The sequence below is a fragment of the Paenibacillus sp. P2(2022) genome, assembly GCF_029522175.1.
GTDB classification, from domain to species: Bacteria; Bacillota; Bacilli; order Paenibacillales; family Paenibacillaceae; genus Paenibacillus; species Paenibacillus polymyxa.
Window position 1 is genome coordinate 746,611 of record NZ_JAKWFI010000001.1, and the last position, 18,486, is coordinate 765,096.

Genomic DNA, 18,486 nt, shown 5'->3' on the forward strand with positions numbered 1-18,486 from the left:
GAAGTGGAAACGGACTTTTAAACCATTTTGGCGTGTTTTGGACTGAAAATCAATCCTAATTTTGTAGAAGAGTGATATTTTATACGTCATCAATATGTTACTTAGTGATAAAATATTATTTTTACGAGATTTTGCGTAAGGAATATTGACATGTGATTTGAATCGTTATATATTGACTACAGTACTTTAAATTCATACTCTGATGGATACAACGGCGTATTCGATGAAACGGCAATGGAGCCTGTTTTTACATGTGGAGGGATGTTTTGCATCCCCGTATGTGAAGCAGGCTTTTTATGTTTTAAGGATAGAAATGGAGAGGGAGTGACCTAATGAACTACATCCAAAAATTAGTGCTGGTCGGCAACGGAATGGCGGGGATACGCACTCTCGAACATTTGCTGAAGATCGCACCAGGTGCCTATGAGATTACGGTATTTGGGGCCGAGCCCCATCCAAACTATAATCGGATCATGCTGTCCTCTGTTCTGGCCGGTGGAGCAGGTTTGCAGGATATTATCATCAACGATTGGAATTGGTATGAAGACAATAATATCCGATTGTATACCGATGATCCTGTCACAGCGATCGATACGGAAAAGCGACAGGTGACTTCACGATCCGGTGTATGCGTCTCTTATGATTTACTGTTGTTGGCAACAGGTTCTAAAGCCTTCATTTTGCCGCTTCCAGGAGCCGACAAGGATGGTGTGATTGGGTTCCGGGATATTCGTGACTGCGAGACGATGATGGAGACGGCGAAGACGCACAAAAAAGCGGCTGTTATCGGCGGCGGATTGCTTGGGCTAGAGGCAGCCAGGGGGCTGCTCAATTTGGGGATGGACGTTACAGTTATTCATATTAACGGTTATATTATGGATCGGCAGCTGGATGAGGCTGCTTCCCTTATGTTACGGCGCGAGCTGGAGGAACAGGGAATGACTTTTCTGGTCAATAAGCGGACGGCGGCTATTACCGGGCGTCGTCGCGTGGAAGGGCTAAAGTTTGCTGATGGCAGCGAACTGGAAGCGGATTTGATCGTTATGGCGGTAGGTATCAAACCAGACATTGAACTGGCGGTGTCAGCGGGAATCCCTGTAAACCGCGGTGTCATCGTAAATGATCACATGGAAACGAATATTCCTGGCATATATGCCGTTGGAGAATGTGCAGAACACCGGGGAATCACTTACGGTCTGGTTGCCCCATTATATGAGCAGGGGGGCGTCCTGGCTCAGCGACTCGCGGGAATGGAGACTCCCGGCTACAGTGGTTCCGTTACTTCTACAAGATTGAAGGTATCGGGCGTCGATGTATTTTCAGCAGGAAATTACAAGGATGAGTCGGGAACACGATCACTGCGGTATCAGGATGATATTGATGGCGTCTACAAAAAAATCGTCATTAAGGAAGAAAAACTGATCGGTGCCGTTCTGTTTGGGGATACCTCTGATGGAGCCAAGTTGTTTTCTCTGATTAAAAGTGGGGAGTCGGTGGTTGGTCGAGAGAAAGAGTTGTTACTTGGCTTTAACCCTGGTCAATCAGAAGGTAGTGGCACCATGATGCTGGAGCAGATGCCTGAAGACGAAATTGTATGCGGATGTAATGGTGTATCCAAGGGTGACATTGGAGAGGCGGTTGCGGCTGGCTGTAAGAGTCTTGGGGAAATTAAGGCCTGCACGAAGGCATCGGCATCATGCGGCGGCTGCAAGCCATTAGTGGAGGGACTCTTACAGCTGTACGCAGGTGCAGAAGCCGGAGAATCGATTAAAGAGGGGATATGTGGCTGTACGACACTTGATCGGGAAGCGATTATTGATGGTATCCGAGAAATGGGGTTGAAGAGCGTCAAAGAAGTGATGAACGTGCTGGGCTGGAACGAAGCTGAAGGATGCACCAAATGTCGGCCGGCCCTCAATTATTATCTAGGTATGCTGTGGCCACTGGATTATGAGGATGAGAAGGAATCCAGATTTACGAATGAAAGGTACCATGCCAATATTCAGAAAGATGGCACCTACTCTGTGGTGCCCCGCATTTATGGAGGAGTTACTTCACCTGCCGACCTGAAGAAGATTGCTGCTGTCGCGGAGAAATACAATGTGCCTTTGGTTAAATTTACGGGTGGCCAACGTCTTGACCTGCTTGGTGTAAAAAAAGAAGATCTACCGGGAATCTGGTCCGAATTGGATATGCCATCTGGATATGCATATGGAAAGACATTGCGAACCGTCAAGACGTGTGTCGGTAACACTTTTTGTCGCTTCGGCACACAGGACGCTATGGGCATGGGCATCCGGTTGGAAAAGGCATTCGAACGTCTGAATGCGCCATCCAAAGTCAAACTGGCTGTGTCGGGCTGTCCGCGTAACTGCGCAGAAGCGACGATCAAGGACTTGGGTGTTGTCGCTATTGACGGTGGCTGGGGGATCTATATTGGAGGTAACGGCGGGATTAAAGTGCGGGCAGCAGAACTGCTGTGTACTGTAAAAACCGAGGATGAAGTGATGGAATGGACTGGTGCCTATTTACAGTATTACCGTGAGCAGGCGAATTGGAACGAGCGAACAGCTCATTGGGTAGAACGGGTAGGCGTAGAGTCGATCAAACAGGTATTGGTAAATGCGGAGACGAGGCAGCAACTGGTAAGCAGAATTGAGGAGACGTTAAGCACAACGACTGATCCTTGGCACGAAATCATTCATGACGAAGAGTTGCGCAAAAACTTTGTACAGCTGCCTGAGCTTAAGGCAGTAATGGAATAGGGGGCGGACTAAATGGAGAGCAATACGACAACCAGTAGAATCAGGATAGCAGATCTGAACGAAATTGACCGACGTGGAGCAAGAACAGTTCGCATTCATAATGCAGAGATAGCCGTATTTCGCCTTAGTGACGGCAGCGTGCGTGCGCTTGAGAACCGTTGTCCACACAAAGGGGGACGGCTATCTGAAGGAATGATATGCGGATCGGTGGTCCATTGTCCGCTTCATGATTGGAAAGTCGACCTGTCCACTGGTCAGGTGCAAGAGCCGGATACTGGATGTGTGACCACTTACCCGACGGAGATTGACAGTGAGAGTGGAGCAGTTTACATCGTAATCTAGGGGCATTAGGTTTATTTGCTTGGGATGCTGGACTTAGTTGTTCTTCTATATAATAGAAGAGATGCGTATTGCCGAACAATTCTCTAGAATTCAATCTTGCTGAAAAAAGAGACATTACTGCTTAAGCGTGGTGTATATAAAAAGTCAACCTTACTTCTGGTTGGCTTTTTTGTCGCTTAAATCTTAAACAATGACCAGTTTCTCTTCTCAGCACCAACTTGAAAATCTTTACCATCACTACTCATAATCTGAGTGATTGATATAGTTCTCTTATCGAAATCCACGTCCTTCTACCGAATTCCTAATATCTCCGCATTCCGGTAGTTAGAGTAAGAAGGAGCACAATATAATACATATCTTCTTTTGAAGCTTCTAGGAAAGCGTGTGCCTGTTCCAAGGTCCATATCTGCATTTCCTTTTTTTCGAGCTTTAGCCGTTCGACTAACGAAACAGGGTTATTGCTGATCTTATAAAAGTCTTGAATGTGGCGTGGTGTGATGCTGCTAACGCCGAAATGCGTACATATCTTATTCAACACTTCGAACGATATATTTTCATCTTTTCCATTGCAGCAGCAGATATTCCCTGTTGAAGCCGCAAATCCTCTTTGTTTATATCTCTTTCAATAATAGTAATTCTAGCAAACTATTGAATTGAAAAAATATTACGAAAAAATTGATCGTAAAATGAAAATATTTGTGATCTTTTAGGTTTTACACATGGTAAATTAGTAACATGGAAAACAAAGAGAGAGCAGCACCCCACACAAACACATGCCTGTTTGACGGTGGTAGGTGTAAAACGAGCGGTACCAGTTATCCTCTTGCTATAAGACCTACAGAGAGCCGCTAGGGTAGGATAAGTGGGCATGTTGCTCTTTCTGTTTTCACTACTCCACTCTTGCTAATGTGCGTCTGACAAGCGCACTCCTCATGACAGTGATCCTAGCCGCTAAAGAGTGGATCAGGAGCGCAACTGGTCGCGTAAGAAAGTACCTAGAAAAAGGCTGCATGCAAGGGTGAAAGTGCCATGTCCACATCTATTATCATAACTGCAGTGGGGTATATCCACGAAGGTTCGATTCCTCTCGCGAAAAAGAATGGGTGGGTGTGTCGGTGGTTCGAATCCGCCAGTGGTTTCATGCAGAATACTTGGTGTGCTACTGGATTCATTTCTGGCTGGTCCCGGTTCAAACCCAGGCTTCTGCTAACATGGAATCAGAACCCATTTTTTTGTTGAATAATTACAATAAAAGACTTATAATGTAAATGTTCATAAATACCTGTTAAAACTTTATCAATCATGAATGCTCTAATAGATTCTATACATAATGATTTGATTGATAAAGTTGTGCAGGTACAAAAAAATTAAAAGAAAGAAGGCATCTGAACATGAAAAACATCAAAAAAGCTTCTGTAGTATCCGTTTTGTCTTTAGCTCTTGCAATTCCATTAACTGCTTCTGCCGCAGTTACTACGGATGTTGCACCAGCTACAACTGACTCAACAGCAGTTTCCCAGTCTGCAAACACATCGACTGATGTGAATACACCAACACAAGGAGATCATGTTATTACTCCTCAACACCAGCAGGATAAATTCGGGAGTACTGTGAAAAGCTTACCTGGCGAAGGTAGTGCGACAGCTCCCTTTAAAGTGACTGGTGGATATGGGTATGTTAAAATTAACTTTAAGAACAATTCTAGTGATCCAGTAAAAATAATTGTGACACATAATGACACTAATAAAAATTATTATGAAGAAGTCTTGAGCGGAAAAAGTTCGGACAGTTGGAAGAGTTATCCCGGAGTTAAGCAAGGTGTGCGATCTGGTGACTATACAGTGACCTTCAGAGGTGGAAAGAATGGAGATGGAACTAAACCAGTAGATGTAACATTTAGTGGTTTTACAACAGATAATACATCTGAACTTTAATAAGCTATAAGGATACACACATAAAATACGTGAGAAGAGCCGTAGCTTCATTGTACGGCTCTATTTTCATACGTGCGTATGCAGAAACCAACTCAACACAAACACAGGGCAAACCGTCATGGTCTGCCCTCTTTGCTTTACCTTAATATGATCTTATTGTAAGAAAAATTAAAAAACATGGAATCTTTTAGTAGACTGAGGTGGTAGTTAAATATACAAATATAGGAGGAATAAGCTTTGAAGAAAAAACATTTTATTGCACCAGCCTTGGCACTAGGACTAATTGGGGGAGCTATTGCCGTACCCAATGCGATTTTTGCAGATTCAAATGCTGTAACTGATTCTACACCAGCTACAACTGGCTCAACAGCAGTTTCCCAATCTGCAAACACATCGACCGATGTGAATACACCAAAAGCGGGAGATCATGTTATTACTCCTCAAGACACAAATAAGGTGCTGAACAAGTCTCTTGCGAACACTGACATGTCAGAGCGTTTCTACATTGATCCGCACTACGGATATGCTAGAGTGTATGTGCATAATGATGGGAAAGCCCCGATTAATATAACAGTAACTCAGGGGTCAGCTAGTGGTCCGGTTAAGATGAAGGGAAGAATAGCGAAAGGTGAAACATTTGATGAAATCAACTCAAGTGCTTGGACTGTTGGTAGTTTCTATGTAAACCTTACTTCACCAGGCGGTCCTATGGAGGGTGGTATGTCGGTTCGCATAGGTAACACAAGAGAGGAATTGCAATAATATTTTAAATGCAGTGAGGAGGTCGGCTATCGTGCCGACCTTTTTAGTTTCTTCAATATCACTATTATGCACGGTTAGCTCAATGGTAGAGCACAGGCGGGCCCGAGTAAAACAGACCTAAAGGCGTGGGTTCAATTCCCACACCGTGCACCTAATTAAAAGACCTAATGAGAGTGGCGTATATGCGTCGCTCTTTTTGTTTTCACAATAATAGAAAAGGAAGTATTTTGTAATGAGTACAGAGGCAAGCGCAGTACGTAACGGCGGATTTGGGTATCTTGGTTCGGATAATATCTTTAAGGTGGTAAATACCGAGGCTGAGGCTCGTAAGTATAGCCCCACTGGTAGAGTAGTAAGCTTTGCAGGTCCACACGCATATGGTAACCCTGTAGTCCCTACAGGCACGGGAGAATACGACCAATTGGCTATCAAGCTGCATGTGGATAGTTCATTGACTGAGAGCGAGGGCCTTACGATTCCGGTCCATATAGCCAAGGTAGTCAAAGAGCTGCAATAGTGTTTATCCCCGGATCAACTCCGGGGACTTTAAGCGCCTAAAGGAAAATGTGCGGTTCGAGTCCGCAAGGTGCCATTTATTTAAACGAATCTTGTATTTCTGATCAAGAGACTAAATCCTTCATTGATCGGATCTTCATATTCTACAGTTCCAAGTATTTCAAAAGGGACTTTGTAGTCTATCAGTAAATTCTTCGCATGTTCGTTCAACAGAATAAACTGGTAGTATTCGCCGAAACGCGAATCTAAGTCTTTTTTGCCAGGAGTGCTGCTCCGAGTAATTGCAAACATTAAAAGTTCCAGTTCCTGAGTGTACGGATGTGGAGTTTTCAACTCATTATTTGACAACTCCATGAGCTTTGTTTGCAATTCACTGGTAAATTGCTTTGTACCAGTAACGTAGTATGTTGTCATAGTTATTCTCCCTTATGAAAAATAGTAGGATACGGCTGTTAAAAGTGTTAGTGCAATGGCTACCGCAGCAACGTTTTGTAAAAGGGGCTTAACTATTCGTTCATAGACACCGTCCCAGATATCTTCAAGTATATGGAACATAAACACCTCCTTTCGTACTATTACTTTCGGTGCATAAAAAGGAATATCCTTCCTATGTGTTGAATTGTTGTGTCGAAGGAAGGAGGTGTTTGAAGTGCCCAAAGTTTTTGTTCATACTCATGACATGGGGAAAGCCAACTGGGAGAATCAATATTTTCACTTTAGTAGAGTCCCTGTTGAAGGTGAATTCTTCGCATTATCGTCTGATTCACCGTGGTATCAAGTAGAACTGATTGTTCATACTCCCTTTAAAGAAGATCTCGCCGCTGAGATATATGGGATAAAGGTTGAGCACGAGAAAGTGAAGGGGAACAAGCTAAGTTTGCCAGCAAAATTTGAATTTTGAAGATAAGCACCTTAAGTGGTGCTTTTTTAGATGTCTTAGGAGGAAGCAATGGGGATTATACTTGATATTTTAAAAGATGTTGTGATAGCCATTATAACAGGGATCGGTACAGGGTGGGTTATGACAGAATACTATAGAGAGAAGGATAAAAGGACAAGTTGGATAAAACAATTTGAAGAAGAGAAACAGATAATGTCTTACTTTCTAAGGCAAGTATATTTCGAAATAGATTTGTTTAAAGACAACAGTAACTACGATAAAACAAACTTATTGAGAGTTCTTAAGACTGCTCCGAGATTCAGTTCACTTTCTGAGGTTCACAACAAGGAGTTATTTGTTAATGATGTTATAACTTTGAACTTGCTCTTACGTGAATTAGAGGATTATTTAACCGCTTCTGAAACAATAAATTACAATGAATTGGTTCGTCTAAAATCGGAAATATTCAAGGCTCATTTTCAAGTTTTAAAAATACCGAGTTCTAGTTTATATGGTCGCTGAGAGGCAGCTTTTTTCTTGCCCTTATTCCACCAGGAAGGAGGTGTTAACAATAAAAGAGAGCATATTAATTTACATTGGCCCGCCGATCCCATCGCGCGGGTTATTTCAGTTTGGTAGTTTTGTCGGAGACATACCGGAGTTTCTTGAACCGCCCATGCAAGTGGAAGAGATCCGGGAGTTGGTGGTTGATGTGAATAACTTGGTCGAAGCCAAGAAGGAATTGAGCATTATTGGTACTGAAAATAACAAAGTATTTTAGTATCTCTCGAACCCAAACAATATAGAAGCGGAGTTGAGCAGATTGGATTATAAAAGCTTGGTGGATTTGATACGCGTATTGCTTTGGAATTGGACCTTATGAATACTGCTCGTCATTTTCGATTCGCTCTGAAACTCTTTCCGCCATTGTTCTGCGCAGCCTCTCTCCTGAGATCGACCGGAAACGGACACAGGCTGCTGTAGAGGCAGTTCTTGAGAAATACAAGATATATAATAAGTTTGCTTCTATTATGAACCTTCTTGTTGAGAAGGAGTAGAGAAAGAGTGGGAAAATGAACGAAATTAAAGTGGCTAATGATTGGGCGCAATACCCTATGACTCTGCGCCCCAAGTATGTTGAGGAAATAATGAAGATGAGCCCAAAAAAGACCTACGAGTTTCTGGTAGGGAAATATATATCAGTAAATTGGTATTTCGTAACTGGCATGATGGTACTAATTTTGATGTGTTCCAAAACAACGAAAGCAGCGGATCTTAGCCGCTGCTTTTTTGTATCAAAAAGTGATTCGTATTAAATTCGTATCGGATATGAGTTTATAAAAATAAGAACCCCCCCTATAAATCAAGGGGGGTTCGGTATAGGACGGATGGGGATCGAACCCATGACCCTTACCCTGTCAAGATAATGCTCTCCCGCTGAGCTACCGTCCTGTAGTTACTAGATAATATCATGTATTAACCATATATGTAAAGTGAAAAAATAGAAATCAGCCTGTACTTCATGACTATTTATATATATAATTCAAATTTAGTGAGTTTACATTTGAAATTAAGGATAGGAGGAACTGATGATGGCCGCAGAAATTATAACTGTAACAACAGAAGAGCAACTGCAGAAGGCAATATTGATCCGTACCAAAGTGTTTGTCGAAGAGCAGAAGGTTCCTCTGGATCTTGAAATTGATCATTATGACAAGCTGGGAGATACCGCCCATCATTTGCTAATTTGTGAACATGGGGAAATGGTGGCTACTGGTCGGCTGACATATTATGATGAAGAGACAGCTAAAATGCAACGTATTGCCGTTCTCAAGGAGCATCGTGCAGCAGGTTATGGACGTGTATTACTGCTAGCACTGGAGGAACGTGCACGTGAACTTGGGCTGAGATACTCGTTGTTAGATGCTCAATGTCAAGCTGAGAAGTTTTACGAAAAGCTTGGCTATGAAACGATCTCCGATGAACCTTTTGATGATGCGGGAATACCGCATGTACGTATGCGTAAAAAGTTGTAGTCGAGGCACAGGGTGTATACAAAGCTGTACAATGCGCATGCTAGTAAAAGTTCCTCCACTATACTATGGATAAGGAGCGATGCAGCATGGCTAATACAGAACGAGAACAAATTACGGCAGTACGTAAAAACGGGGATGGCGATCTTGCGTCATTTCAGACGTCTACTGGACGGATTTTGGATTATAGCCAAGCGTTGAACGAGATTGAAGCAGGTTCAATTGCAGGCGTCAACGTGTTCAAGGCCAAGGATGGAAGCAAACGAATTCGAGGGGATGCCGATGGAGATCCTTCTAATAACCTGGATCAACTGCCGTTGTTCTGACCTTGACTCGCAACATTAACGTCCAAGCTTATCATTGATACAAAAAATATGCAGCAAGCCGCCTAGCTATCCTTTGTAGGAAAGTCGGGCGGCTTTTTGTTAATTGTTAATACTCCCTTTAGCTCGGTTACTCTGCACGTTCCAATTCTGCTAGCGGATATACTCGTTGCTGCTCCAGAAAGGACATAATCCCTGCCTTATCCCTAAATTGTTCCATATCGTCACTATAGTGCATCAGATGAATTTGCTCTTGAAGAGGTGTTGGCAAGCTTAGCAGCTCATCTAACGTTGTATGGACTTCTCCGGCACCTTGTAATTGAACCTCATGTAAAATGCTCCGGCATCCCCGTTCATGCACCAGATGATGAAGTAAATCGGGATCAAAAACCATGTCCGCACTATAAAAAAGACGATCATTAATGAACAAAGAGTAACTGTTTTTACCAGGAATATGCCGTGTAGGGATCAGCTCTACCTGGATACCCGGTACTAAGGTGGTGGGTACGCCAGGGGTTATGACATTTACCTCGAATACATCCTCAAGCTTGTCAATCATACCTTGCTGTGACATGCCGCCCTTGAGCGTATGCTCCCATAAAGGGTGGATTAATGGTTCGGCGATATAAAGCAGAGGTTTGCGACGATGGAGGATATTCATTTGAAAACCGAATTCCTCTAGGCCTCCGACATGATCTGCGTGAATATGTGTGATTAAAATAGCGTCAATATCAGGCAAAGGGACACCCATCTGGTGTAATGCTAGAGATGCGGTTGTACCGCAATCGATCAGCAGCTTGCCTTCCCCGCTATCCAGCAGCGCGTTGTTGTTGTAATAATGCTTGGCAAAGGCGCTACCTGTACCAAGCATCTGTATCGTTAGGCCCATTATGGATTCACCCTCCAGACGATGTGTTATAAGACACTCTACAATCGTATTTTAACATCTAGGCTGCAGGAACTAAAGATTTGGCTCCTTATGTAAAAACTTTGGACAATTTGTGAAACACAGCGCAACTTGTGCGGCTGAGCTAGGTATAAATGTACGACAGATGGTTTTTAACAGATAACGATGGAGGGATATGTAGTATGAAATGGAGAAAAGTGATGGCCCTAGTGATGGCCTTTTCAATAATGGGAGGGACCGTCATTTCGGCGGAGTCCGCCAAGGACCAAGTGCAGTTGATTATTAACGGAGAAGTGTCAAAAGATGGCGCAGTTGTCATTGATGGGAAAACTTATGTGCCTATCCGTGACTTTAACGGGCTTGTAAATTTTGATCCCTCTGGTGGAAAAGTTGTCTTCGACCAGCCAAACGTGCATATGTTCCTGTTCAAGGGAGATACTGTGTTTGGTAACGTGAATAAAGGTAACAAAGTGAAGTTTAATGTTTTCAGCCAAATTGATACCCTGAAAACAGATATCTCCGGAGTGAAAGTAGCGATTACCGACCCTTCGGGCAATGTAAAGGATATTCAGTCCCAAGATATCAAAGGAGCGCAAAAGGATAACTTCTGGTTCCGTACGAACGACTTTACGTATGATTTCAAAACAGCAGGGAACTATCGAGTCGGTTTCTACATTAAAGAAAGTAAAGACGGTAGTTATACACTGGTATCCGAAAAAGTCATTACAGCGATAAATTAGGCATACCACAAATTGACCTGCACTCTTGATCATGTTACGATACGAGGGAAAATAAAACAATTTGAAGGTAGGTATTTCCATGAGTGATCACAAACATGAACACGGTGAAGCCTGCAACCACGATCATGACCACGAACATGAAGAAATGGTTCTTACGCTAACTGATGAAAATGGCAAAGATGTAGAAATGGTGCTGGTAGAGACCTTTGACGTAGAAGATCACGTGTATGCTCTGTTGCTTGAGCGTGGCAATCCCGAAGCGGATGGTATCATTCTTCGTATGGAAGAAGAAAACGAAGAAATGGTGCTTTACAATATTGAGGACGAAGATGAGTGGAAGCGTGTAGAAGCAGCTTATAGCGAGCTTGTTGCCCAATACGAATAAGATTGGATACAGCAGCTGCTCTTGCTCTTCAAAACACTAGAAAAGCCCCCGAATGGGGGCTTTTTTTGTTGACCATCAACATTTTTTTGCATGCAGATGCTAACAGATCATTGTTTAAGAAATAGCGTCAGTTTCAACGATAACCTTCACCTGATGTACCGTTCGATCCTCAGGTCCTTTAACAGGCAGGCCTACTTCCACATGATCTACAATATAATCAATATTGTCCTGCGAAATAACTTCGCCCGGCAATAGGATTGGGATGCCTGGTGGATATACATAAATGAATTCTGCAATGATACGGCCAGCAGATTCCTTGAAGGGTACGATTTCCGTATCTCCGTAAAAAGCGTCTCTCGGAATGAGGGAGAGCTGCGGTATATCCGGTATCTTTACAACCAGCTCATGCTGCTGACCTGTGGAATAGTGCAGTGAAGCCAGCTCGCGCAAAGCTTTTAATAAAATGTCAATTTCCTCTTTGGTATCACCAGGAGTCACCAAACAGAGAATATTATACATATCGCTAAGCTCAACTTCGATATTGTAGTGATCTCTCAGCCAATTTTCCACATCATATCCGGTAAGGCCTAAATGGCGAATATGAACCGTCACTTTGGTCGGATCATAATCATAGGTAGCTTCCGTGCCAAGAATTTCACTGCCAAAGCAATATAGCCCTTCGATTTTGTTGACCTCTGCGCGGCAATATTCAGCTAATTCCAGAGCACGTTGTGCGATTTCATGGCCGTTAAGGGCCAAATTGCGTCGGGATGTGTCCAACGAAGCCAGCAGAATGTACGAAGTGGACGTCGTTGTCAGCATACTGAAAATAGTTTGTACACGCTGCGGATTAACGAATCCGTTTTTTGTATTTACATTTAGTATCGAGCTTTGAGTCAAAGAACCACCCAGCTTGTGAACGCTTGTAGCTGACATGTCTGCCCCCGCCTCCATGGCGGACATCGGCAAATCAGCGTGAAAATGAATCAGTACTCCGTGAGCCTCATCGACCAGGACCGGCACATTATAGCTGTGAGCGAGATCTACAATTTCCTTCAAATCGGCGCACACACCGTAATATGTCGGGTTGATGACAAGGACGCCCTTGGCGTCAGGGTGACGTTCCAATGCCCGGCGTACGGACTTGGTTGTAACCCCGTGGTGAATACCGAGATTCTCATCACTGACCGGAGAAATGAATACCGGCTTCGCACCAGCGAAGATGATGGCAGACATTATGGATTTGTGTATATTTCGGGGTACAATAATTTTATCACCTGGCATACAAATGGACATAATCATGGTGATAATGGCTCCGCTTGTCCCCTGTACACTGTAATAAGTATAATCAGCTCCGAAGGCTTCTGCTGCAAGCTTTTGAGCTTCTTCAATGACGCCTGATGGCTGATGCAGATCGTCCAATGGAGCGATATTGATCATATCTATGGAAAAAGCATTATCCCCCATAAATTCGCGAAATTCCCGATCTGCCCCCACTCCCTTTTTATGACCTGGGATGTGAAATTGAACCGGGTTGCTCTGAGCATGCTTTTTCAAAGCAGTAAAAAGCGGGGTGTTGCTTTGATTCATTAGTGTTGTCACAACCTTTCATGCAGGATTTCGACAATCCTGTGCAATTGATAATAGAACAAAATTGAGTATAGCAGTTTGAAGTAGGAATGCAAGCGATTGAGGGCGCATTTATTTGCGAAAGAGTGGAGTAGGCGGAGAACCCCGAATGTATAGACAAAAAACAAAGGCGGAGGATGTGGGATAGATGAAGCAAATTAGACGAAAAAAAGCTTCGCAAGGGCTGTGGACTCCTTTTTTCGCCAAATTATGGATACTGGTGTTTCTGGTCGAATTTATGAAGGGATCTCTTCTGGTATCGATCCTGCCGGTATATATGGGAGAAACGTTGGGGCTGTCGGCCGGAATTATCGGTTTAGCCTTTTCGCTTCAGTATTTCGGAGACAATGCATTCCGGGCACCGGCGGGCTGGATGGCTGAACGGCTCGGTTACCGTGGCACGATGTCAACCGCGTTGTTGTTTACACTTGTAGCGATCATTATGCTAAGCGCACTGACGGAACCTGTGTGGCTCGTCATCGCGTGTCTGCTACTAGGACTGGGGACATCTCCGCTCTGGCCGTGTGTGATGACCGGAACGACCGAAATGTCCGGACCTAATAACAATAATGGTGCAGCGATGGGAACACTGGAAATTGCGTCCATGGGCGGAACGGGCTTGGGTCCACTCGTTATGAACTTCGCCATATCCCACTACGGACACTCTTACGGTATGGTGTTCATGATTTTGATAGGATGCAGTATTGTATTACTACTGGTTGCTCTTATGCTGCCTGGAACGAACAGGTCTGCTGGCAAAGGTGACCTCGAACAGAGCGCTCTCATATCTTCTGATGGGAAGTCCAAGCAGAAGCGGCAAGTGCTGAGTGGTATCCAGGAGACGATCAGCACGCTCAAAACCAAGCTTAATGTGAATCCGTTAATTTACCCTGCGCTGTTTTTGCAGTCCTTTGTCATCGGTTTGATCAGCCCTGTGCTAACGCTGTACGCGCGGACGGATCTCGGAATTTCACCGAACTTGTATAGCGTGCTTCTGATTGCCGGCGGTGGGGTGACTGTGCTGGCATTGATCCCTTGTGGCAAGCTGGTGGATCGCCTTGGAACCAAGTACTTTTTGCACATCGGATTTTTGCTTGCCGGGACCACGCTATTTTTCTTTTCAACAGTACAGACCATCCCACTTGTGTTTGTATCCGTAGCAATCATTGGCTTGGGATATGCGCTCATTTTGCCTGCATGGAACACGTTTCTTGCCCAACTGATTCCGGAAAGCGAGCGTGCAACAGTATGGGGCTTTTTTTTAACACTCCAAGGCTCTGGCATGGTTATTGGTCCGCTCGTTTCAGGAGTGCTATGGGACCGCGCTGGACACACAGCTCCATTTATCATCAGTGGGATCGTGATGCTGCTCATGTTTGGCTGCCATCTGGCTTTGGCGCGCAATCCACGGAGAAAAACCGTTGTTAAGGCTTGAACGGTGCTTTTAGAAGTGGATCAGGGCCGCATTTATTCTGAAGCTATTCCTTTGGAAAAGACATCCGGTACAGTGGCAGCAAATGCTCAAAAGTGGAACGCACTGTCTGCAGTAGCGCAGCTCCGTCACTAGCGAGAGGATCATTACGATCAATGCGGAGCCCGCACATGACCTCTGCTTTTTTCACCTGCTGCAGCTTATTAATGATGGTTTGAAACTCTTCAGTGTCCATTTGCTGCTGTTCTGTACCTTGTGGAGCCATATGATCCATGGACCAGTAAAAGTGACCTGGTATGTTAGATCGCACATCGCTCAGGTTGGCTTCAAGCGCCTGGGCAAATGTGATTTTATTCGGACTTTCATAAATGACTGCGAATATGACGAATATATGGGAAGCGAACATACCTACCTCAAAATGCGGCAACGCCTTATACCCGCGTTTATTTGCCGCCCAGGCTACCCATGTATCGATCGGGGGATTGACCTTGCGTCGTGCATGCTTGGCCACGTGAACGTGCATGGGCTCCTCGCATAAGTCCGTCAGGAAGGGGGCTAGCTCCTCGCCAATCGCCTCCAACTTGGGCCGAACCTGCTGAATCAGCACCTCCATGCGAGGTTCCAAGCCTGGTATTTCAAAAACATCAAAGTCCTTTGCAGTAAATCCACTGAATGTCATTCCTATTCCTCCTGTATCTAGGCTAAGCCATATCGTGTGGCGTATTATGTCCGATTATAGCATAATGTCAGCGGGCTTGACCGTCTTTAGACCAGGCTCGGTACAAGCACATAAGGCAAAAGTAGGATTGTGCGCTGTTACTCATAAAAATAGGTCAAATAACCAAGTACCCTTACATAAAATGAAGTATAAAATAGAGCAAGGGAAGATCAAGCGGGAAAGCCGCAGGCTTGCTGTAGCCGGACTTCTTGAATCGGACTTGAAAAAGGAGGGAATGCCGTGAACAAGGGCTGTGAGGTAGAATATTGCAATCTAGAGCTCCGGTTTAGCCGTCGGCATATCCATAATCTGATCAAGGATTTGATATCGGAAGGGTATTCGCTGTACTGGAGCGAGGATGAGTCGTATCTGGTTTTGTCGGTGAGAACCGGGCGCAAGCTGGTGAAGCTCCGTTTTCAGCAATTGCGCACAGGACACTATAAGCTGGCTGGAGATTATGTAATCCGCGATGCCAAGCTGGCTGAGTGGTTGGAGAAGCTAATTGGAAGTACTCGAGGTCATGCCATTGTCAAAAGAGTCAAGGATCATCATATCTTGGTAGAAAATATTTTGTTCGGCGAGGTCATTCGTCTGGTCGAGGTTACTGGCTTTAAGCAGCGTGTTATTTATCAGAAAGGACCCGTGCTGTCCGCTCAGGAAATGGAAGATATGTACGCTTCCAATGAAGGGGAAACCCGGCTGCTGCTGCTCAAAATGGAAGTGGATGATGAATTGGAGAAGCTGTTCACAGCCATGACCGAGGAAGATACGATTAAAATCGAGAATTGCCACAAACGCCTGCAAACGCTATCTCACCAACTGCTGATGATGGAAGCGTAGTACATCGGAACACCTCATGCAAATGGGGTGTTTTGATCTGTGATTAGACAGGGGTTCACTTCTGACACTAAAAACGTTAAAATAGAAGTGCACGTGTTCCGATTCACATAAAGTGTAATGCGGTAAAGCGGCGATATAGAATACAAAATATGTTGCAAAGGATGAGGAACCAGATGGCAAAACAGCAAATTGGTGTGATCGGCCTGGCGGTAATGGGTAAAAACTTGGCCCTTAATATTGAGAGCAGAGGCTTCACCGTTTCGGTTTTTAACCGCTCTCCAGAAAAAACGCACGATCTTATCAAAGAAGCAGAAGGTAAGAAACTGACGGGTACTTTCTCCATTGAAGAATTTGTGAACTCACTGGAATCACCCCGTAAAATCCTAATCATGGTTCAAGCTGGTAAAGCTACAGATGCCACGATTGAACAGCTTGTGCCTCATCTGGACAAGGGCGACATTATTATAGACGGAGGCAATGCCTACTTCCCTGATACACAGCGCCGCAGCAAGGAGCTGGAGGAAAAAGGACTTCGCTTTATTGGTACAGGCGTATCCGGTGGTGAAGAAGGTGCCTTGAATGGTCCTGCCATTATGCCGGGTGGACAAGAAAGTGCCTACAAACTCGTAGAGCCGATTCTGACTGCAATCTCTGCAAAAGTGGACGGCGACCCATGCTGTACATATATCGGTCCCGACGGTGCTGGTCACTATGTAAAAATGGTGCATAATGGTATCGAGTACGGCGACATGCAATTGATTGGTGAAGCATATCACTTGCTGAAATCAGTCCTGAATGTGAGTGCGGAAGAACTTCATGAAATCTTTACAGAATGGAATAAAGGTGAACTGGACAGCTATCTGATCGAAATTACAGCTGACATCTTCTCCCAGTATGATGCTGAAACAGGCAAGCCTATGGTAGATGTGATCTTGGATGCTGCAGGTCAAAAAGGTACTGGTAAATGGACAAGCCAAAGCGCGCTGGATCTGGGTGTGCCATTGTCCATGATTACCGAGTCCGTATTCTCCCGTTTCTTGTCTGCTATGAAAGATGAGCGTATTGCGGCAAGCAAAGTGCTGAGCGGTCCTAAAGCTGAATCCTTCAGCGGCGACAAAAAAGAATTTATCGAAAGCGTACGTAAAGCCCTGTTCGCAAGTAAAATTGTGTCTTATGCTCAAGGTTTCGCACAAATGCGTGCAGCTTCCGATGAATATGATTGGGATTTGAAATACGGAAAAATTGCAATGATCTTCCGCGGTGGTTGCATTATCCGTTCGCAATTCCTGCAAAACATCAAGGATGCGTATGACCGTGATCCTGCTCTGAAAAACCTATTGCTGGACTCTTATTTCAAAAATGTAGTAGAAACGTATCAAGATGCATGGCGTCAAGTGATTTCCGTGGCTGTATCTCAAGGTATTCCAGTGCCTGGCTTCTCCAGCGCGCTTGCTTACTATGACAGCTATCGCACGGAGCGTTTGCCAGCAAACCTGCTGCAAGCGCAACGTGACTACTTTGGTGCACACACTTTCAAGCGTGTGGACAAAGAAGGCGTATTCCATCATCAATGGTTTTAATGAACTGACGAATATGTAAGAATGCAGTATGTAACACAACGGAAGCTTTTTTGCCCTCTGGGTAGAAAAAGCTTCCGTTTTTGATTTGGTATTTTAGATACAATGTTGAATTCGCTAAAGGATTGTGTAATCTTTTGACGCTATGGTATGATAGAAGTATGATGTTTTAATGCTTTACCGCGTCTAAGCTTTGAGTTTAAATAAAAGAGACGGAAGATTCCCGTCTCTTTTATAGACTAGCTGTTTTACTGCTCCTGTGACCATTGCAGCATGCCACCAGTCATATTGGTGCAACCCTCGTAACCTAACTGCTGCAAATATTCGCAGGCACGTTCACTGCGATAACCGCTCCGGCAAATAAAGATGATTTCACCGGTGCGTTCAATTTCCTCAAGGCGGCCCGGAATCTGTCCGAGCGGAATGTGCTTGGCACCTTCAATCATACCTTCCGCTACTTCTTCCGCTTCACGGACGTCGATCAATTGCAATTGCTCTCCTGCTTGCAGGCGTGCGCGAAGCTCAGAAGGTTCAATCAGAGCGATTTGCGTCATGGCTGGACCTCTTTTCTAATGTAAATGGGTACTATTTGTATTGTTGACGTGTGAGAAACGTCACACTCTCTATGTATGATAGCGAAGCGATCTCTAAGCTGTCAATTAGCCTGAATCTAAAAATCAAATAAAGATTGGTCAACCAGGTT

At 44.4% G+C, this 18,486-nt stretch carries 21 protein-coding genes and 2 tRNA genes; 16 read left to right on the forward strand and 7 right to left on the reverse strand.

Annotated elements, in window-relative coordinates; genetic code table 11:
• Window positions 1-332: 332 nt before the first annotated feature.
• The 6 genes from nirB (at window position 333) to MMB75_RS03125 (ending at window position 6,320) form a co-directional block, all read left to right on the forward strand.
• Entirely contained in the window at window positions 333-2,765 is a 2,433-nt protein-coding gene (gene nirB, locus MMB75_RS03100; protein WP_090889984.1) for a nitrite reductase large subunit NirB, read from the forward strand.
• Window positions 2,766-2,777: 12 nt separating this feature from the next.
• Complete coding sequence (nirD, locus tag MMB75_RS03105; RefSeq protein ID WP_016822403.1) at window positions 2,778-3,107, forward strand: nitrite reductase small subunit NirD; 330 nt, start codon at window positions 2,778-2,780, stop codon at window positions 3,105-3,107.
• Between the two features lie 1,391 nt (window positions 3,108-4,498).
• Window positions 4,499-5,041 (forward strand): hypothetical protein, encoded by a 543-nt coding sequence (locus MMB75_RS03110; protein ID WP_025365222.1) that lies wholly within the window; start codon window positions 4,499-4,501, stop codon window positions 5,039-5,041.
• A 237-nt stretch (window positions 5,042-5,278) separates the two neighbouring features.
• Window positions 5,279-5,803: a hypothetical protein gene (locus MMB75_RS03115; protein WP_045244416.1), complete on the forward strand. Its 525-nt coding sequence runs from the start codon at window positions 5,279-5,281 to the stop codon at window positions 5,801-5,803.
• Between the two features lie 68 nt (window positions 5,804-5,871).
• Window positions 5,872-5,953, forward strand: a tRNA-OTHER gene (locus MMB75_RS03120).
• Between the two features lie 82 nt (window positions 5,954-6,035).
• Window positions 6,036-6,320, forward strand: a complete 285-nt coding sequence (locus MMB75_RS03125) for a hypothetical protein (RefSeq protein ID WP_045244417.1) — start codon at window positions 6,036-6,038, stop codon at window positions 6,318-6,320.
• 80 nt (window positions 6,321-6,400) lie between these two features.
• Here MMB75_RS03125 and MMB75_RS03130 read toward each other — a convergent pair whose 3' ends face one another.
• Together MMB75_RS03130 and MMB75_RS03135 are read right to left on the reverse strand one after the other, a co-directional pair.
• A complete protein-coding gene (locus tag MMB75_RS03130) occupies window positions 6,401-6,733 on the reverse strand; it encodes a hypothetical protein (protein WP_017427823.1) in 333 nt (110 codons plus the stop codon).
• Between the two features lie 12 nt (window positions 6,734-6,745).
• The gene (locus tag MMB75_RS03135; protein ID WP_017427822.1) at window positions 6,746-6,874 is read right to left on the reverse strand and encodes a hypothetical protein; all 129 of its coding nucleotides are present in this window, start codon (window positions 6,872-6,874) and stop codon (window positions 6,746-6,748) included.
• 94 nt (window positions 6,875-6,968) lie between these two features.
• On the opposite strand from MMB75_RS03135, the gene MMB75_RS03140 reads away from it, so the two are divergent.
• Genes MMB75_RS03140 through MMB75_RS03150 form a run of 3 tightly spaced genes read left to right on the forward strand, consistent with a single transcriptional unit; the run spans window position 6,969 to window position 7,980 of the window.
• Entirely contained in the window at window positions 6,969-7,220 is a 252-nt protein-coding gene (locus tag MMB75_RS03140; protein WP_045244418.1) for a hypothetical protein, read from the forward strand.
• 48 nt (window positions 7,221-7,268) lie between these two features.
• A complete protein-coding gene (locus tag MMB75_RS03145; protein WP_017427820.1) occupies window positions 7,269-7,721 on the forward strand; it encodes a hypothetical protein in 453 nt (150 codons plus the stop codon).
• A gap of 40 nt (window positions 7,722-7,761) precedes the next feature.
• Window positions 7,762-7,980 carry a hypothetical protein gene (locus tag MMB75_RS03150; protein ID WP_017427819.1) on the forward strand — a complete coding sequence of 73 codons (219 nt, stop codon included), beginning with the start codon at window positions 7,762-7,764 and terminating at the stop codon, window positions 7,978-7,980.
• Between the two features lie 599 nt (window positions 7,981-8,579).
• On the opposite strand, the gene MMB75_RS03155 is transcribed toward MMB75_RS03150, so the two are convergent.
• Window positions 8,580-8,651, reverse strand: a tRNA-Val gene (locus MMB75_RS03155).
• A gap of 140 nt (window positions 8,652-8,791) precedes the next feature.
• On the opposite strand from MMB75_RS03155, the gene MMB75_RS03160 reads away from it, so the two are divergent.
• Window positions 8,792-9,235, forward strand: coding sequence for a GNAT family N-acetyltransferase (locus MMB75_RS03160; RefSeq protein WP_017427817.1), 444 nt, complete (start codon window positions 8,792-8,794; stop codon window positions 9,233-9,235).
• A gap of 86 nt (window positions 9,236-9,321) precedes the next feature.
• Window positions 9,322-9,558: a DUF3892 domain-containing protein gene (locus MMB75_RS03165; protein ID WP_016822393.1), complete on the forward strand. Its 237-nt coding sequence runs from the start codon at window positions 9,322-9,324 to the stop codon at window positions 9,556-9,558.
• Between the two features lie 127 nt (window positions 9,559-9,685).
• On the opposite strand, the gene MMB75_RS03170 is transcribed toward MMB75_RS03165, so the two are convergent.
• Entirely contained in the window at window positions 9,686-10,444 is a 759-nt protein-coding gene (locus MMB75_RS03170; RefSeq protein WP_019687972.1) for an MBL fold metallo-hydrolase, read from the reverse strand.
• A 200-nt stretch (window positions 10,445-10,644) separates the two neighbouring features.
• Between MMB75_RS03170 and MMB75_RS03175 the strand changes: the two genes are divergently transcribed.
• Window positions 10,645-11,202 carry a hypothetical protein gene (locus MMB75_RS03175; RefSeq protein WP_013371897.1) on the forward strand — a complete coding sequence of 186 codons (558 nt, stop codon included), beginning with the start codon at window positions 10,645-10,647 and terminating at the stop codon, window positions 11,200-11,202.
• Between the two features lie 79 nt (window positions 11,203-11,281).
• The gene (locus MMB75_RS03180; protein ID WP_007431055.1) at window positions 11,282-11,587 is read left to right on the forward strand and encodes a DUF1292 domain-containing protein; all 306 of its coding nucleotides are present in this window, start codon (window positions 11,282-11,284) and stop codon (window positions 11,585-11,587) included.
• Between the two features lie 114 nt (window positions 11,588-11,701).
• Here the strand turns inward: MMB75_RS03180 and MMB75_RS03185 are convergent, their stop codons facing one another.
• Window positions 11,702-13,177, reverse strand: a complete 1,476-nt coding sequence (locus MMB75_RS03185; protein WP_016822391.1) for an aminotransferase class I/II-fold pyridoxal phosphate-dependent enzyme — start codon at window positions 13,175-13,177, stop codon at window positions 11,702-11,704.
• Between the two features lie 187 nt (window positions 13,178-13,364).
• Here MMB75_RS03185 and MMB75_RS03190 point away from each other — a divergent pair, with 187 nt between their 5' ends.
• Window positions 13,365-14,651 carry an MFS transporter gene (locus MMB75_RS03190; RefSeq protein WP_016822390.1) on the forward strand — a complete coding sequence of 429 codons (1,287 nt, stop codon included), beginning with the start codon at window positions 13,365-13,367 and terminating at the stop codon, window positions 14,649-14,651.
• A gap of 43 nt (window positions 14,652-14,694) precedes the next feature.
• Here the strand turns inward: MMB75_RS03190 and MMB75_RS03195 are convergent, their stop codons facing one another.
• Window positions 14,695-15,327, reverse strand: coding sequence for a YktB family protein (locus tag MMB75_RS03195; protein WP_151255859.1), 633 nt, complete (start codon window positions 15,325-15,327; stop codon window positions 14,695-14,697).
• 279 nt (window positions 15,328-15,606) lie between these two features.
• Here MMB75_RS03195 and MMB75_RS03200 point away from each other — a divergent pair, with 279 nt between their 5' ends.
• Both MMB75_RS03200 and gndA read left to right on the forward strand, forming a co-directional pair.
• On the forward strand, window positions 15,607-16,206 hold the full coding sequence (locus MMB75_RS03200; protein WP_016822387.1) for a hypothetical protein: 600 nt from the start codon (window positions 15,607-15,609) through the stop codon (window positions 16,204-16,206).
• A 173-nt stretch (window positions 16,207-16,379) separates the two neighbouring features.
• A complete protein-coding gene (gndA, locus tag MMB75_RS03205) occupies window positions 16,380-17,786 on the forward strand; it encodes an NADP-dependent phosphogluconate dehydrogenase (protein ID WP_013371891.1) in 1,407 nt (468 codons plus the stop codon).
• Between the two features lie 245 nt (window positions 17,787-18,031).
• Here gndA and MMB75_RS03210 read toward each other — a convergent pair whose 3' ends face one another.
• Window positions 18,032-18,337, reverse strand: coding sequence for a rhodanese-like domain-containing protein (locus MMB75_RS03210; protein WP_013371889.1), 306 nt, complete (start codon window positions 18,335-18,337; stop codon window positions 18,032-18,034).
• Between the last annotated feature and the right edge of the window lie 149 nt (window positions 18,338-18,486).